This is a genomic window from Mesorhizobium sp. B2-4-13, from assembly GCF_006658535.1.
Taxonomy (GTDB): Bacteria; Pseudomonadota; Alphaproteobacteria; order Rhizobiales; family Rhizobiaceae; genus Mesorhizobium; species Mesorhizobium australicum.
In genome coordinates this window covers 581,134-595,237 of record NZ_VFVB01000001.1, presented here as the reverse complement: position 1 = coordinate 595,237, position 14,104 = coordinate 581,134, and the positions used below count along the sequence as shown (strand labels likewise).

At 63.2% G+C, this 14,104-nt stretch carries 11 protein-coding genes; 2 read left to right on the top strand and 9 right to left on the bottom strand.

Annotated elements, in window-relative coordinates; genetic code table 11:
- Both fabI and FJ936_RS02895 read left to right on the top strand, forming a co-directional pair.
- Positions 1 to 813: an enoyl-ACP reductase FabI gene (fabI, locus tag FJ936_RS02900; protein WP_140660650.1), complete on the top strand. Its 813-nt coding sequence runs from the start codon at positions 1 to 3 to the stop codon at positions 811 to 813.
- A gap of 129 nt (positions 814 to 942) precedes the next feature.
- The gene (locus FJ936_RS02895) at positions 943 to 2,487 is read left to right on the top strand and encodes a bifunctional diguanylate cyclase/phosphodiesterase (RefSeq protein WP_140787144.1); all 1,545 of its coding nucleotides are present in this window, start codon (positions 943 to 945) and stop codon (positions 2,485 to 2,487) included.
- Positions 2,488 to 2,603: 116 nt separating this feature from the next.
- Here the strand turns inward: FJ936_RS02895 and FJ936_RS02890 are convergent, their stop codons facing one another.
- The 9 genes from FJ936_RS02890 to nusA all read right to left on the bottom strand — a co-directional run bounded on the left by FJ936_RS02890 (position 2,604) and on the right by nusA (position 14,097).
- Positions 2,604 to 3,614, bottom strand: coding sequence for a class I SAM-dependent methyltransferase (locus FJ936_RS02890; protein ID WP_140722943.1), 1,011 nt, complete (start codon positions 3,612 to 3,614; stop codon positions 2,604 to 2,606).
- Positions 3,615 to 3,683: 69 nt separating this feature from the next.
- Positions 3,684 to 5,831 carry a polyribonucleotide nucleotidyltransferase gene (gene pnp / locus FJ936_RS02885; protein ID WP_140787142.1) on the bottom strand — a complete coding sequence of 716 codons (2,148 nt, stop codon included), beginning with the start codon at positions 5,829 to 5,831 and terminating at the stop codon, positions 3,684 to 3,686.
- Positions 5,832 to 6,110: 279 nt separating this feature from the next.
- Positions 6,111 to 6,380 (bottom strand): 30S ribosomal protein S15, encoded by a 270-nt coding sequence (rpsO, locus tag FJ936_RS02880; protein ID WP_015314002.1) that lies wholly within the window; start codon positions 6,378 to 6,380, stop codon positions 6,111 to 6,113.
- Between the two features lie 181 nt (positions 6,381 to 6,561).
- Positions 6,562 to 7,656, bottom strand: coding sequence for a magnesium/cobalt transporter CorA (gene corA / locus FJ936_RS02875; RefSeq protein ID WP_140787140.1), 1,095 nt, complete (start codon positions 7,654 to 7,656; stop codon positions 6,562 to 6,564).
- Positions 7,657 to 7,708: 52 nt separating this feature from the next.
- Positions 7,709 to 8,689, bottom strand: coding sequence for a tRNA pseudouridine(55) synthase TruB (truB, locus tag FJ936_RS02870; protein WP_140660646.1), 981 nt, complete (start codon positions 8,687 to 8,689; stop codon positions 7,709 to 7,711).
- Positions 8,689 to 9,099: a 30S ribosome-binding factor RbfA gene (gene rbfA / locus FJ936_RS02865; RefSeq protein WP_015314005.1), complete on the bottom strand. Its 411-nt coding sequence runs from the start codon at positions 9,097 to 9,099 to the stop codon at positions 8,689 to 8,691. The genes truB and rbfA overlap by 1 nt, the downstream gene beginning before the upstream one ends.
- Positions 9,100 to 9,239: 140 nt before the next feature.
- Positions 9,240 to 11,816, bottom strand: a complete 2,577-nt coding sequence (infB, locus tag FJ936_RS02860; RefSeq protein ID WP_015314006.1) for a translation initiation factor IF-2 — start codon at positions 11,814 to 11,816, stop codon at positions 9,240 to 9,242.
- Complete coding sequence (locus tag FJ936_RS02855; protein ID WP_140614777.1) at positions 11,813 to 12,463, bottom strand: RNA-binding protein; 651 nt, start codon at positions 12,461 to 12,463, stop codon at positions 11,813 to 11,815. The genes infB and FJ936_RS02855 overlap by 4 nt, the downstream gene beginning before the upstream one ends.
- A gap of 38 nt (positions 12,464 to 12,501) precedes the next feature.
- Positions 12,502 to 14,097 carry a transcription termination factor NusA gene (gene nusA, locus FJ936_RS02850; RefSeq protein WP_015314008.1) on the bottom strand — a complete coding sequence of 532 codons (1,596 nt, stop codon included), beginning with the start codon at positions 14,095 to 14,097 and terminating at the stop codon, positions 12,502 to 12,504.
- Positions 14,098 to 14,104 lie beyond the last annotated feature (7 nt).

Below are 14,104 nucleotides of genomic sequence, written 5' to 3'. Positions count from 1 at the left end.
ATGGACGGATTGATGAAGGGCAAGCGCGGGCTTGTCATGGGTGTTGCCAACGATCATTCGATCGCCTGGGGCATTGCCCGGAAATTGTCCGAACAGGGGGCGGAACTGGCCTTCACCTACCAGGGCGAGGCTTTTGGCCGCCGGGTCAAGCCGCTCGCCGACAAGCTCGGCGCTTCGCTGGTCGTTCCCTGCGACGTCGAGGACAGCGCTTCGGTCGCCGCCACGTTCGAGACGCTTGGCAAGGCGTGGGGCGGACTGGACTTCGTCGTCCATGCCATCGGCTTTTCCGACAAGAACGAGTTGAAGGGCCTCTATGCCGATACCAGCCGGGACAATTTCGTCCGCACCATGGTGATCTCCTGCTATTCCTTCACCGAGGTGGCGCGCAATGCCGCGCCCCTGATGACCGCCGGCGGCTCGATGATCACGCTGACCTATGCCGGCTCGGTCCGCGTCATGCCGAACTATAATGTCATGGGCGTCGCCAAGGCTGGCCTGGAGGCCAGCGTGCGCTACCTCGCCAACGACTACGGTCCGCGCGGCATCCGGGTCAACGGCATCTCGGCCGGTCCGGTGCGTACACTGGCCGGCGCCGGCATTTCGGACGCCCGCCACATGTTCTCCTACCAGCAGCGGAACTCGCCGCTGCGCCGGACGGTGACGATCGACGAGGTCGGCGGCTCCGCGCTGTATCTCCTGTCCGACCTTGCTTCCGGCGTCACAGGCGAAATCCACTATGTCGATTCCGGCTACCATATCGTATCGATGCCGACCCTCGACGAGTTGAAGCAGACGGATGGCGGCCGCGACTGACGGCGGCCCCGGTCACGCGGGTCTTTTGCCAGTAAAGAAAATAATCCTCTCCAGTAAAATTGGATTCATTCGCGGAAACTCATTTTAAGAAGGTTTCCGCTATAAAGCTTCCCATCTGGGGACCTTTTCATGCCTGCCGCCATCAACCCGAAGCGAACACCCGTGTTCCGACTGCTCACGATAGCAAGTTCGGGCATTGGCAGTTTCGTCATCGGAATCTGGGGGCTGAAGCACGGTCTCGGCGACGGATTTGCCGGCATTTCGGCTGATATGATGGTGTCGATCATGGCCGCGCTTTGTGCGCTGGCCGCATCGGTGGCGGCAATGTCCTTCTTTGCTGGTGTCGATGAATCAGCGGATTTCGTCTTCAACGAAACCCATTTCGACAAGCTGACCGGACTGCTGGCCCGCCCGGCGATGGTCGGCAAGATCGCCGAGGCGGCATGCGCGACAAGCCGCACCGGGGAACCGATGTTCCTGATCGACATCGACATCGACCGGTTCAAGCAGATCAACGATGCAATCGGCTACACTCACGGTGACGAACTGATCCGCGCCTTCACCAAGCGGCTGCGCGACTGCGTGCCGGCGCGCGCACTGATCGGGCGGATCGGGGCCGGCGAGTTCGCGGTGCTGCTTCCCGATCACCAGATCCAGGGGACCCTGGAAAGCATGGTCGAGAGGCTCATCGACGAGATGATGGAGCCGTATGAACTCAGCACCCACCAGCAATCGGTGAGCCTGTCGGTGGGCATCGTGGCGATGCCCAAGGATGGGATCGATCCGGTCCTCATCCTGCGCCGTTCCAACCTGGCGCTGCAGAATGCGCGCGCCAGCGGGGTTGGCAACTGGTCGGTCTTCAACAGCGATATGGGGCGGGTGGCCGACCATCGCCAATGGGTCGAGTCCGAACTGCACAATGCGTTCGAGCGCGGCGATTTCGACTTGCATTATCAGCCGCAGCTCGACCTTCCGACAGGCCGCATCGTCGGCTACGAGGCGTTGATCCGGTGGCAGCATCCCGAACGCGGCATGATCCCTCCGATGGAGTTTATCCAGATCGCCGAGGAGACCGGCATGATCAATCCGATCGGCGAATGGGTGCTGCGCAAGGCCTGCAGCGATGCCCGCCATCTGCCGGACGACTGTTTCGTCGCCGTCAACATCTCGCCGGTCCAGTTCATGACCAAGGATTTCGTCGGCCTTGTGCGCGACACGATGCGGAGCACCGGCATCAAGCCGTCACGGCTGGAACTGGAAGTCACCGAGACGGCGATGATGCAGGACCGCGACCGCGCGGCCGCCATCCTGAAAGAACTCGCCGAGATGGGGGTCTCGGTCGCCGTCGATGATTTCGGCACCGGCTATTCCAACCTCAGCTATCTGATCGACTTCTCGTTCGGCAAGCTGAAGATCGACCGCTCCTTCGTCAGCCGCATCGATACCGATGCGAGCTCCGGCGCGGTCGTGTCGACCATTGTCGGGCTTTCCCGGGCGCTTGGCGTCAGCATCATTGCCGAGGGCGTCGAGACCGAGAACCAGGCGACACTGCTGCGGGCAGCTGGTTGCGAAGTGGTGCAGGGCTATCTGTTCGGCCGGCCGGCGCCGCTCAAATTCAGCGCTGGTGACAGGCACGCCACCGACGAAGTCCGGCGCGTCGCCAATCTACACTGACCTACAACATGTCGCGGCAATAGGATTCGCCCGACCTGCTGTAAGCTTCCGATTTATGGATGGCGTTGTCCCCGAACCGATGACGCTTCCGGGCGACACGCATTAAATGCATCGCGTCAGCGCCGTGCGACAAACACCTTGAACATGCCGTCGCGGGCAAGCTCGGCGTGGCTGGCAAAGGCGGCCGACAGCACCGGCTCGTAGGGAAGCTGGCGGTTGGCGACCATGAACAGGCGCCCACCGGGCTTCAAGGCCTTGGCCGCGGCGCGGATCATGCCGACGCCGATCTCGGGCTCGGCCGCACGGCTGCGGTGGAAGGGTGGGTTCATTGCGATGACGTCGTAGCGGCGCTCGACAGGCTCGGCCAGCAGATCCGTCCAGAAGAAGCCCTGCGCCACGGTGTTGGCAAGGTTGCCCCTGGCGGCCTCCAGCGCATCGAAATCGGCTTCGTAAAGATCGAGGGCCGACAAGCCCGGACAGCGGGCAGCCATCTCGGCCGCCACATAACCCCAGCCGGCGCAGAAATCGGCCGCGGTGCCACGCAAATCACCGGGCAGATTGTCGACCAGCAGTTTCGAACCGGCATCGACGCGGTCGAAGGAGAACATGCCGGGTGCGGTGCGGAACCGGTCCTCAACAAGCAAGGCGGGATTGGCGGCGCGAAGCGCGGCGGCGGCTTGCACATCAACCGGACGACGCAGCCAGAAGGCAATGCCGTGATATTTTGGCATGTGGCTATCAAGGAGAACAAGATCGCCGACGCGCTTACGCAGGCTTGCGATGCCATCCTCCTTGCCACCGGCAATGACGATCAATCCGCCCTCCGCCACCCGCTCGAGAGCCTCGGCGATGCGCAGTTCGTTTTCGCCGCGATGGCGGCCGGCGAGCACAAGCACGGCATCAAAATCCTCACCGGCCGATCGCGGCGTGACCGTGAAGCCAGCCGCCTGCAAAGCGCGGAAATACGGGCGAAAGCCCTGTACGAGATGCAGCGTAGCCTCGAAGCCCTGTGGCAAGCGCAGGCCGGGTTCGGCGCCAAGGAAGAGAATGCGCTCGTCCCTGCCCGGCGGGGAAAGAGCCTCGGCCTCGAATGGATGAAACAGCGTCTTCAACGCTTCAGCGGACATGGCCGTGCTCCATAAACAAAAACGGGCGCGACATAAGCCGCGCCCGCTTCGATTTTTCCGTCAGAGGCCTCAGGCGGCGTTTTCTTCGCCTTCGGTCTTCTTGTCGCGGGCGATTTCCTTGCCGGTGGCCTGGTCGACGACCTTCATCGACAGGCGGACCTTGCCGCGCTCGTCGAAGCCCATCAGCTTGACCCAGACCTTGTCGCCTTCCTTGACGACGTCCGAGGTCTTGGCGACCCGGTCGTTGGCAAGCTGCGAGATGTGGACGAGGCCGTCACGCGGACCGAAGAAGTTGACGAAGGCGCCGAAGTCGGCGGTCTTGACGACCGTGCCTTCGTAGATCTCGCCGACTTCCGGCTCGGCGACGATGGTGTGGATCCACTTCTTCGCCGCCTCGATCTCCTTGGCGTTCGACGAAGCGATCTTGACCGTGCCGTCGTCCTCGATGTTGATCTTGGCGCCGGTCTTCTCGACGATCTCGCGGATGACCTTGCCGCCCGAACCGATGACGTCGCGGATCTTGTCGGTCGGGATGTGCATGACCTCGATGCGCGGCGCGAACTCGCCGAGTTCAGGGCGGGCGCCGGTCAGGGCATGGGACATCTCGCCGAGGATATGCAGGCGACCGTCCTTGGCCTGGCCAAGGGCGATCTTCATGATCTCCTCGGTGATGCCGTCGATCTTGATGTCCATCTGCAGCGAGGTGATGCCGCCTTCGGTGCCGGCTACCTTGAAGTCCATGTCGCCGAGGTGATCCTCGTCGCCCAAGATGTCGGAGAGCACGGCGAAGCGCTCGCCTTCCTTGATCAGGCCCATGGCGATACCGGCCACCGGCTTGGCCAGCGGCACGCCGGCATCCATCAGCGCCAGCGAGGTGCCGCAGACGGTAGCCATCGAGGACGAGCCGTTGGACTCGGTGATCTCCGAGACGACGCGCAGCGTGTAGGGGAACTGGTCGGCGGAGGGCAGCATCGGACGGATGGCGCGCCAGGCGAGCTTGCCATGGCCGATTTCGCGGCGGCCCGGCGAACCCATGCGGCCGGTCTCACCGACGGAGTAGGGAGGGAAGTTGTAGTGAAGGAGGAATTTCTCCTTGTACATGCCGGTCAGGGAATCGACGTACTGCTCATCCTCGCCGGTGCCGAGCGTGGCAACCACGAGCGCCTGGGTCTCGCCGCGGGTGAACAGCGCCGAACCATGGGTGCGCGGCAGGACGCCGACTTCGGAGACGATCTTGCGAACCGTGCTCAAGTCGCGGCCATCGATGCGCGCGCCGGTGTCGAGGATGTTCCAGCGAACGACCTTCGCCTGCAATTCCTTGAATACCGAGCCGATCTGTTCGGAGGTGTACTTTGCGTCCTCGCCTTCAGCCGGGGCAAACGCGGCCTTGACCTTTGCCTTGACAGCGTCGACGGCGGCGTAGCGCTTCTGCTTGTCGACGTTCTTGTAGGCATTGCTGAGCTCGTCGCCGACGACCTTCAACATCTCGGCCTCAAGCGCGGAATAATCCGGCGCGGTGAAGTCGCGCGGCTCCTTGGCGGCAACTTCCGCCAGCTTGATGATGGCGTCGATGACCGGCTGGAAGCCCTTGTGGCCGAACATGACAGCGCCGAGCATCAGCTCTTCGCCGAGTTCCTTGGCTTCCGACTCGACCATCAGCACGGCATCGGTGGTGCCGGCAACGATGAGGTCGAGCTTGGATTCCTGCATCTCGTCGACATGCGGGTTCAGCACATATTCGCCATTGATGTAGCCGACGCGCGCGCCGCCGATCGGGCCCATGAAGGGAACGCCCGACAGGGTCAGGGCCGCCGAGGTGGCGACGATCGACAGGATGTCCGGGTCATTTTCGAGATCGTGCTGGACGACGGTGACGACGATCTGCGTGTCGTTCTTGTAGCCGGCGGCGAAGAGCGGGCGGATCGGGCGGTCGATGAGACGGGAAACCAGCGTTTCCTTCTCGCTCGGACGGCCTTCGCGCTTGAAATAGCCGCCCGGGATCTTGCCGGCGGCATAGGTCTTTTCCTGGTAATTGACGGTCAGCGGAAAGAAGTCGAGACCGGGCTTGGGCTCCTTCATCGAAACGACGGTGGCGAGAACCTTGGTCTCGCCGTAGGTGGCGAGCACCGCGCCGTCGGCCTGGCGCGCGATCTTGCCAGTCTCCAGGATGAGCGGACGACCGCCCCACTCGATTTCCACTTTGTGGTGATTGAACATGTCTTGTCCTTAATAAGCGGAAAGGGCCGCGCCGTTTCACGGTGCGCGGATGCCCTTTGCCTGGCTTCCTTTCTCGGGCAGCCACGGGCAAGACAACGGGAAGCTCGGGTGATTTAGGCGCGACAAGCGCGCGCGAGCGTCCTGCAATCCTGCCCCATGACCGTCCATGGGCGGTTTCGAACGGCCCTTTGCACGTTCGAAACCGGGTCTGGCCAGCCTGTGCGACTGGCAGAATGCGCGACCGGCGGGCTCTCCGAAGAAAGCCCGCCGGTCAATTCGTCAACGGCGCAGACCGAGCTTCTCGATCAGTGTCTGATAGCGCGAGTCGTCCTTGCGCTTGAGATAATCAAGCAGGCTGCGGCGCTGGGACACGAGAGCGAGCAGACCACGGCGGGAATGGTTATCCTTCTTGTGGTCCTTGAAATGGTCGGTCAGGTTCTTGATGCGCTCGGAAAGGATGGCCACCTGGACTTCCGGAGACCCGGTATCGCCCTTGGCGGTTGCGAATTCACCCATCAATTCCTGTTTGCGCTCGGCAGTAATCGACATCGTGTTTTTCCTTATCTGTTTGAGGAAACGGGTCGCCCACAGCCGGGATGTCGTCCAGCAGGGGCCGTGCATGCAAAGCGTCAAGGCGCTATGCTGCGGCGCATATAGTGCAATTCCCAGAAAAACACCAGCCCAATTCACAAGCCGGCTTTTGAGGCTCAAATGACAGGTTTAAACCCGGTCAAAGCCATTTCTTCCATTTGAAGAATGCAATCAGCCCGACAGCGACGGCAGCCATGAACAGCAGAGACAAGGGATAGCCGTAGTACGCCTTCAGCTCCGGCATATTCCATGGCGAGCTGGCGGGGTCGAAGTTCATGCCCCAGATGCCGACCAGGAAGGTGAGCGGCATGAAGATGACCGAAACGATGGTGAGATAGGAGATGACATCGTTGGTGCGGGCCTGGCTCAGCGACAGATGCATTTCGATCAGGCCGGTCAGCATGTCGCGCTGGGTCTCGACCAGCTCGATCAGCCTGAGCGAATGGTCGAGCGTATCGTTGAGGAAGACCTTGGTCTCGGCTGTGACATAGGCCACGTCGTTGCGGATCAGCGTTGCCAGCGCATCGCGCATGGGCCACAGCACGCCTTTCAAAACATTGGCATCGCGCCGCAATTCGTGCAGCTGCCGCATCTGGTGCTTGTGCGTCGAATGCAGCATCTGGTCCTCAATGCTGTCGACCAGGTCGCCGGCAGCCTCGATCGGCGGAAAATAGCTGTCGACGATGGCGTCGATCAGCGCATAGGCGAGATAGTCGGCGCCGCGCGTGCGCAACCGGTTGGGGGCCGAACTCTCGATGCGCTTGCGCACCGGATCGAACGGATCGCCCTCGCGCTCCTGGAAAGTGACGACGAAGTTCTCGCCGAGGAAGAGAGCGATCTGCTCGTAGCGATGCGACGTGACATCGTCGATCATGCGCATGACGACGAAGGCGTGATCCTCGAAGAAGTCGACTTTCGGCCGCTGGCCGGTGTTGACGACGTCCTCCAGCGCCAGCGGATGCAGGCTGAAGATGCGGCCGATCTCCTCGATCAATTGGATGTTGGCAAGGCCGGTGCAGTCGAGCCAGATGACGGGCCATTTCCGGCAACTGGCCTCGACATCGTCGATGCTGGCGTTCTCGATGGTCTTGAACTTCTGCGGCGAGATCAAGGTCAGCCGCAGTTCGGAGCGCCGCGCCGCCGGATCGGCGATCAGCGTGCCGGGCGAGGCGCCAACCGGAGGCCGCCTCGTCTTCACCGGCGCCCGTTTTTTCACCACCTCGGCCTTTGCCATGCCACCACCCGTCGAACCTGCTTGTCCTATACCGCCATGGCGATCAGACCGATCACCCGGCAAAGACCCGCTTGGGCTTGAACATGCCTTGCTCGATAGCGCCGATGGCGACGAGCTTGCCGCGCGCCGTCGCACAGGCTTCTTCCGCCTCCACCGGCGCGTCACGGCCACGAATGATGACCGGATTGCCGAGGCGGATCTTGGTCGCGGCATCGTCGCTGATCGCGATCTGCGGCAGGCAGTCGAGCGCCGCCGAGGTGTCGACGAGAAGCCCGTCGATGGCGCCGAAATCGATAGGCATCTCCACTGCGTCCGCGGCATCTGCCTCCGGATCCGGTTTATCGTCACCTTGCGCGCCGAAGCGCGCGGCCTCGAGTTCGGCGATGGTGACGAAGTCCTCTGGCGTAAACGGCTCGACCTCGACCCGGCGCAGTTCGCTGATATGGCCGAAGCAGCCGAGGTCGCGGCCCATGTCGCGGGCCAGCGAACGCACATAAGTGCCCTTGCCGCATTCGACCTCGAAAATCGTCTGGTCCGGCTTGTGCTCGACAATGTCGAGCCGGCCGATCTCGATCTCGCGCGGCGGTATGTCGACCGTCTCGCCTTCGCGGGCGAGGTCGTAGGCGCGTTCACCCGCAATCTTGATCGCGGAAAATTGCGGTGGCGTCTGCATAATGACGCCGGTGTATTTCGGCAGCAACACCCGGACATCGGCTTCCGATGGACGCTGATCGGCCTCTTTCGTCACCGGACCTTCGAGGTCATCGGTCGACCGCTCCTGTCCCCAGGCAACGGTGAAACGGTAAATCTTGGCGCCGTCCTGCACGTAGGGCACGGTCTTGGTGGCCTCGCCGAGCGCGATCGGCAGCATGCCGGAGGCAAGAGGGTCGAGCGTGCCGGCATGGCCGGCCTTTTCGGCCTGGAACAGCCATTTGATCTTGGAGACGGCCTCGGTCGAGCCCATACCGACCGGCTTGTCCAGCACCACCCAGCCGGAGACCGGCCGGCCCTTCTTCTTGCCGCGACGCCCCATTATTCTTCTTCCTTGTTGTCGTCGCTATCGAGGTCGCGTGCCACTTCGGGCGACTTCAGCAAGTCGTTGATCCTGGCGAAATTGTCGAAGGACGTATCCAGCCGGAAACGGAACTCCGGCATGTACTTCATCTGCCGGAGCGCGCCGGAGACGCGGCCGCGCACGAACTTGGCATGCTTGTTCAGCGCTTCGATCACCGCGTCGGTATCCTTTGCGCCGAGCGGAGAAACGAAGGCTGTGGCGATCTTGAGATCCGGCGACATCCGCACTTCCGACACCGAAACGACGGTATTTTCAATCAACGGGTCGATGATGTCCCCGCGCTGCAGGGTTTCCGAGAGCGCATGGCGCACCTGTTCACCGACGCGCAACATGCGCTGGGATGGGCTTGACGTGGTGGAACGGGGCATTTTTCTCGATCCTGAAAGCGTGAGGCGCGGGATGGGACCGTGCCGCATGTCTCAAATGATTATTCTCAACAGGCTTGTGGTCAACAGGCTTGGGGCGGCGGTCTTTCGACCACCGCCCGATATCGACAAGTCACTCGACCTCAGAGTGTGCGGGTCACCATCTCGACGCGGAAGCACTCGATGACGTCGCCGACGCGCATGTCCTCGTAGTTCTGGAAGGCCATGCCGCACTCCTGGCCGCCCGGGACTTCCGAAACTTCGTCCTTGAAGCGCTTCAGGGTCTTCAGCGTGCCTTCGTGGATGACGACGTTGTCGCGGATCAAGCGTACGCCCGCACCACGCTCGACCTTGCCTTCGGTGACACGGCAGCCGGCGATCTTGCCGACCTTGGTGATGTCGAAGATCTCGAGGATCTCGGCATTGCCGATGAAGGTCTCGCGACGCTCCGGCGAGAGCAGGCCCGACAGAGCCGCCTTCACGTCATCCACGAGGTTGTAGATGATCGAATAATAGCGGATCTCGATGCCCGCGGCCGCGGCCGCGGCACGTGCCTGCACATTGGCGCGAACGTTGAAGCCGATGATCGCCGCGCCAGACGTTTCCGCCAGCGAGACGTCGCTTTCGGTGATGGCGCCGGCGCCGGAATGAACGATGCGCGCACGAACCTCGTCGGTCCCAAGCTTGTCGAGCGCGGCATTGATCGCCTCGATCGAACCCTGCACGTCGCCCTTGATGACCAGCGGGAATTCCTTCAGCCCGCTCGTCTGCAACTGCGACATCATCTGTTCGAGCGAGCCGCGCTGGCCGGCATGCCTGGCCACCGCCTTCTCGCGCGCCAGACGCTGGCGATATTCGGTGATCTCGCGGGCACGGGCCTCGTTGTTGACCACGGCGAAGCGGTCGCCGGCCTGCGGCGTTCCCTGAAGGCCGAGCACCTCGACCGGCATCGCCGGCGGTGCTTCCTTGATCTGCTCGCCGCGATCGTTGACCAGAGCGCGCACGCGGCCCCATTCATTGCCGGCGACGAGGATGTCGCCCGGCATCAGGGTGCCGGTCTGCACCAGAACGGTGGCGACGGGACCACGGCCCTTGTCGAGCTGCGCCTCGATGACGACGCCCTCGGCGGTACGGTCGGGGTTGGCCTTGAGGTCGAGGATTTCGGCCTGCAGCAGGATCGCCTCGAGCAACTTGTCGAGATTGGTGCCCTTGGTCGCCGAAACTTCGACGTCCAGCACTTCACCGCCCATGGATTCGACGAAGACCTCATGGCGCAACAGCTCGGAACGCACCTTCTGCGGATCGGCGTCGTGCTTGTCGATCTTGTTGATCGCCACGATGATCGGGACGCCGGCCGCCTTGGCATGGCTGATCGATTCGATGGTCTGCGGCATGACGCTGTCGTCGGCCGCGACCACCAGGATGGCGATGTCGGTCGCCTGGGCGCCACGGGCGCGCATCGCCGTGAAGGCGGCGTGGCCGGGCGTGTCGATGAAGGTGATCTTCTGACCGTTCTTCTCGACCTGATAGGCGCCGATATGCTGGGTGATGCCGCCGGCCTCGCCGGAAACGACATTGGCATTGCGGATCGCATCGAGCAGCGAGGTCTTGCCGTGGTCGACGTGGCCCATGATGGTCACGACCGGCGGACGCGACACCAGGTCCTCGGCATTGTCGGCGATGTTGAACAGGCCTTCCTCGATGTCGGACTCGGCAACGCGGCGGACCGTATGACCGAATTCGGTGGCGACCAGTTCGGCCGTGTCGGCGTCGATGACGTCGCCCGGCTTCAGGATCTGGCCCTGCTTCATGAAATACTTGACCAGGTCGACAGCACGCTCCGACATGCGCTGCGCCAGTTCCTGGATGGTGATGGTCTCGGGCAGGATCACTTCGCGCATGACCTTCTCGCGCGGCTCGTTGTGCATCGCGCGCTTGAATTTTTCCTGGCGGCGACGCATCGACGACAGCGAACGAGCCCGGGCATCCTCGTCGGACAGCGCGGAGTTCAGTGTCAGCTTGCCACGGCGGCGGTCTTCCTCGCTCTTGGTGGGCTTTGCCGGGCGCGCCACTTCAGGCGTGACCAGACGGCGCACCGGTGCGCCGGCGGTCGCCCGCTTCGGCTTGACCTCTTCCTCCTCGTCGGCGGTCGCCAACTCGGCGGCTTGCGGTGCGCGGCGGCGCGCCTCTTCCTCGGCGCGGCGGCGCGATTCGGCCTCGGTCTGCAACCGTGCCTCTTCCTCGGCCTGGCGGCGCGCGGAATCCTCACGTTCGCGCTTGCGGCGCTCTTCGTCCTCGGCGCGGCGCTTGGCATCCTCGGCGGCCCGCTGACGGTCTTCGACCTCGCGGACCTTCGAGCCCTCGAGCGCCCTGCGGCGCGCTTCCATCTCGCTGCGCGACAATTCGTTCAGCACCATGCCGCTGCGCTCGACCGGAGCCGGCGGCGGGGGTGGCGCCTTGGGCGCTTCCTGGACGACAGGCGCCGCCACGACCGCCGGCTTCGGCGTGAAGACGGGCGCAGGCGGAGCCGCGGCCGGCTCCGGCTTGTCGCCGGGCAGCGAGAACTTGCGCTTCTTGGTCTCGACCACGACCGACTTGGTACGGCCGTGCGAGAAGTTCTGGCGCACGGTGCCCTGTTCCATGCCGGGGCGCTTCAGCGTCAAGGTCTTCTTCGGTGTAACACTCAACGTCTTGTCGTCGCCCGATTTCGTATCGCTCATTCCATATCCTCTGCGGCATCATCTTCGTCAGCAACGGCCGCAAGCATTGCAAGATCGTCCGGGGTACCGCCCCGATATCGGTCGAGCGCAACCATGCGCTTCTGGACCGCCTTACCCGCGTCTCCCGCGAGGACGGCAGCATGTATCACATTTGTACCCCCCAATGCCAAGCTCAACTCGGCCTCGGAGAAAAGTTTGTAGGCAAGGATGGAGGGGCCGCCGATATGGACGGTCGCCCGCCGCGCCTGGCTGATCTTGCGCACGCCATCCTCGGACGCTTCGGTCGCGTGGAGCACGAAAAGCGCCAGTCCGCCGCGCACCGCGCTCTCGACCTTGGTAGCGCCTAGCGAAATCGAGCCTGCCTTGCGGGCAAGACCCAGCATACCGAGAGCGTATCTGGAAAGCAGCCCGTCGACCATGCCGCCGAGATCGGGCGGCACGACCACCTGTGCCTTGAAGGCGCGGGCAAAAAGGTTCTTGGCCGCCGCCTTCTCGATATGTAGGCGGTCCGCACTCACCCAGCAACCACGGCCGGGCAGATTTCTCTTGAGATCGGGAACGACGGCCGAATCCGGGCCGACGACGAACCGGATCAGTTCATCCGGTTCGGCCTGTTTGCGGGTGACGATGCAGGTGCGATCGTTCATCTCGTCCAAGGGCGGGTTGTGTGCGATGCGGTTTCACCTCACGCACCAACGGCTTCGTCGGCCGTTTCTTCTTCGGCCGCAAGCTCGTCTTCGGTGATCCAGCCGGCCTTGAGGCGAGCGGCCAGAACCATCTGCTCGGCATCGGCGCGCGAAACGCCGTGATTGGCCAGCACGCCGGGATAGACCTTGGTCTCGCCGTCCTTGCGTTCCTTCCAGCCGGTGAGGTCGTCGGCGGCATAGCCGGCGAAATCCTCGATCGTCTTCACGCCATCCTCGCCGAGCGTCACCATCATGGCGGTGGTGACGCCGGGGAGTTCGCGCAGATCATCCGAAACGCCCAGCGCCTTGCGCTTCTCGTCGTGCTCGGCCTCGATCTTCTCGAGATATTCGCGGGCGCGGGTCTGGATTTCCGAGGCTGTATCCTCATCGAAGCCGTCGATCGAGGCGATCTCGCCGGCATCGACATAGGCGACTTCCTCGACGCTGGTGAAGCCTTCCGAGGCCAGCACCTGGCCGACCATCTCGTCGACATCGAGGGCTTCCATGAACAGCGCCGAGCGCTCGACGAATTCCTTCTGGCGGCGCTCGGATTCCTCGGCCTCGGTCAGGATGTCGATGTCCCAGCCGGTGAGCTGCGAGGCAAGGCGCACGTTCTGGCCGCGGCGGCCGATGGCCAGCGACAGCTGATCGTCGGGAACCACCACTTCGATACGCTCCGCATCCTCGTCGAGCACGACCTTGGCGACTTCCGCCGGCTGCAGCGCATTGACGATGAAGGAGGCCGCCGAAGGCGACCACGGAATTATGTCGATCTTCTCGCCCTGCAATTCGCCGACGACGGCCTGGACGCGGCTGCCGCGCATACCGACGCAGGCGCCGACCGGATCGATCGAGCTGTCACGCGAAATGACGGCGATCTTGGCGCGCGAGCCCGGGTCGCGGGCGACCGACTTGATCTCGATGATGCCGTCATAGATCTCCGGCACTTCCATGGTGAAGAGTTTGGCCATGAACTGCGGATGGGTGCGCGACAGGAATATCTGCGGGCCGCGCTGCTCGCGCCGCACGTCGTAGACATAGGCACGCACGCGATCGCCATATTTGTAGTTTTCGCGCGGGATCAGCTCGTCGCGGCGGATGATCGCCTCGCCACGGCCGAGATCGACGATGACGTTGCCATACTCGACGCGCTTGACGGTGCCGTTGACGATCTCGCCGATACGGTCCTTGTATTCGTCGTATTGACGGTCACGCTCGGCCTCGCGCACCTTCTGCACGATGACCTGCTTGGCAGACTGGGCGGCGATGCGGCCGAAGTCCATCGGCGGCAGCAGTTCGGCGATGAAATCGCCAAGCTGGGCGTCGGGATTGCGCTCACGCGCCGAGGAAATGGCGATCTGGGTGGCGTAATCGTCGACCTTCTCGACCACTTCCATCAGCCGCTGCAGCTTCATCTCGCCGGTGTTCGGGTTGATGTCGGCGCGAATGTTGGTCTCCTGGCCATAACGCGAACGTGCCGCCTTCTGGATCGCATCGGCCATGGCGGCGATGACGATCGACTTGTCGATCGACTTCTCACGCGCGACCGCATCGGCGATCTGCAGCAGTTCAAGTCTGTTGGCGCTTACAACCATGTTCTTT

What these genes read in the sequence shown, in the direction of transcription:
- fabI (WP_140660650.1), top strand. Translation starts at nt 1, where the DNA reads ATGGACGGATTGATGAAGGGCAAGCGCGGGCTTGTCATGGGTGTTGCC.
- FJ936_RS02895 (WP_140787144.1), top strand. Translation starts at nt 943, where the DNA reads ATGCCTGCCGCCATCAACCCGAAGCGAACACCCGTGTTCCGACTGCTC.
- FJ936_RS02890 (WP_140722943.1), bottom strand. Translation starts at nt 3,614, where the DNA reads ATGTCCGCTGAAGCGTTGAAGACGCTGTTTCATCCATTCGAGGCCGAG.
- pnp (WP_140787142.1), bottom strand. Translation starts at nt 5,831, where the DNA reads ATGTTCAATCACCACAAAGTGGAAATCGAGTGGGGCGGTCGTCCGCTC.
- rpsO (WP_015314002.1), bottom strand. Translation starts at nt 6,380, where the DNA reads ATGTCGATTACTGCCGAGCGCAAACAGGAATTGATGGGTGAATTCGCA.
- corA (WP_140787140.1), bottom strand. Translation starts at nt 7,656, where the DNA reads ATGGCAAAGGCCGAGGTGGTGAAAAAACGGGCGCCGGTGAAGACGAGG.
- truB (WP_140660646.1), bottom strand. Translation starts at nt 8,689, where the DNA reads ATGGGGCGTCGCGGCAAGAAGAAGGGCCGGCCGGTCTCCGGCTGGGTG.
- rbfA (WP_015314005.1), bottom strand. Translation starts at nt 9,099, where the DNA reads ATGCCCCGTTCCACCACGTCAAGCCCATCCCAGCGCATGTTGCGCGTC.
- infB (WP_015314006.1), bottom strand. Translation starts at nt 11,816, where the DNA reads ATGAGCGATACGAAATCGGGCGACGACAAGACGTTGAGTGTTACACCG.
- FJ936_RS02855 (WP_140614777.1), bottom strand. Translation starts at nt 12,463, where the DNA reads ATGAACGATCGCACCTGCATCGTCACCCGCAAACAGGCCGAACCGGAT.
- nusA (WP_015314008.1), bottom strand. Translation starts at nt 14,097, where the DNA reads ATGGTTGTAAGCGCCAACAGACTTGAACTGCTGCAGATCGCCGATGCG.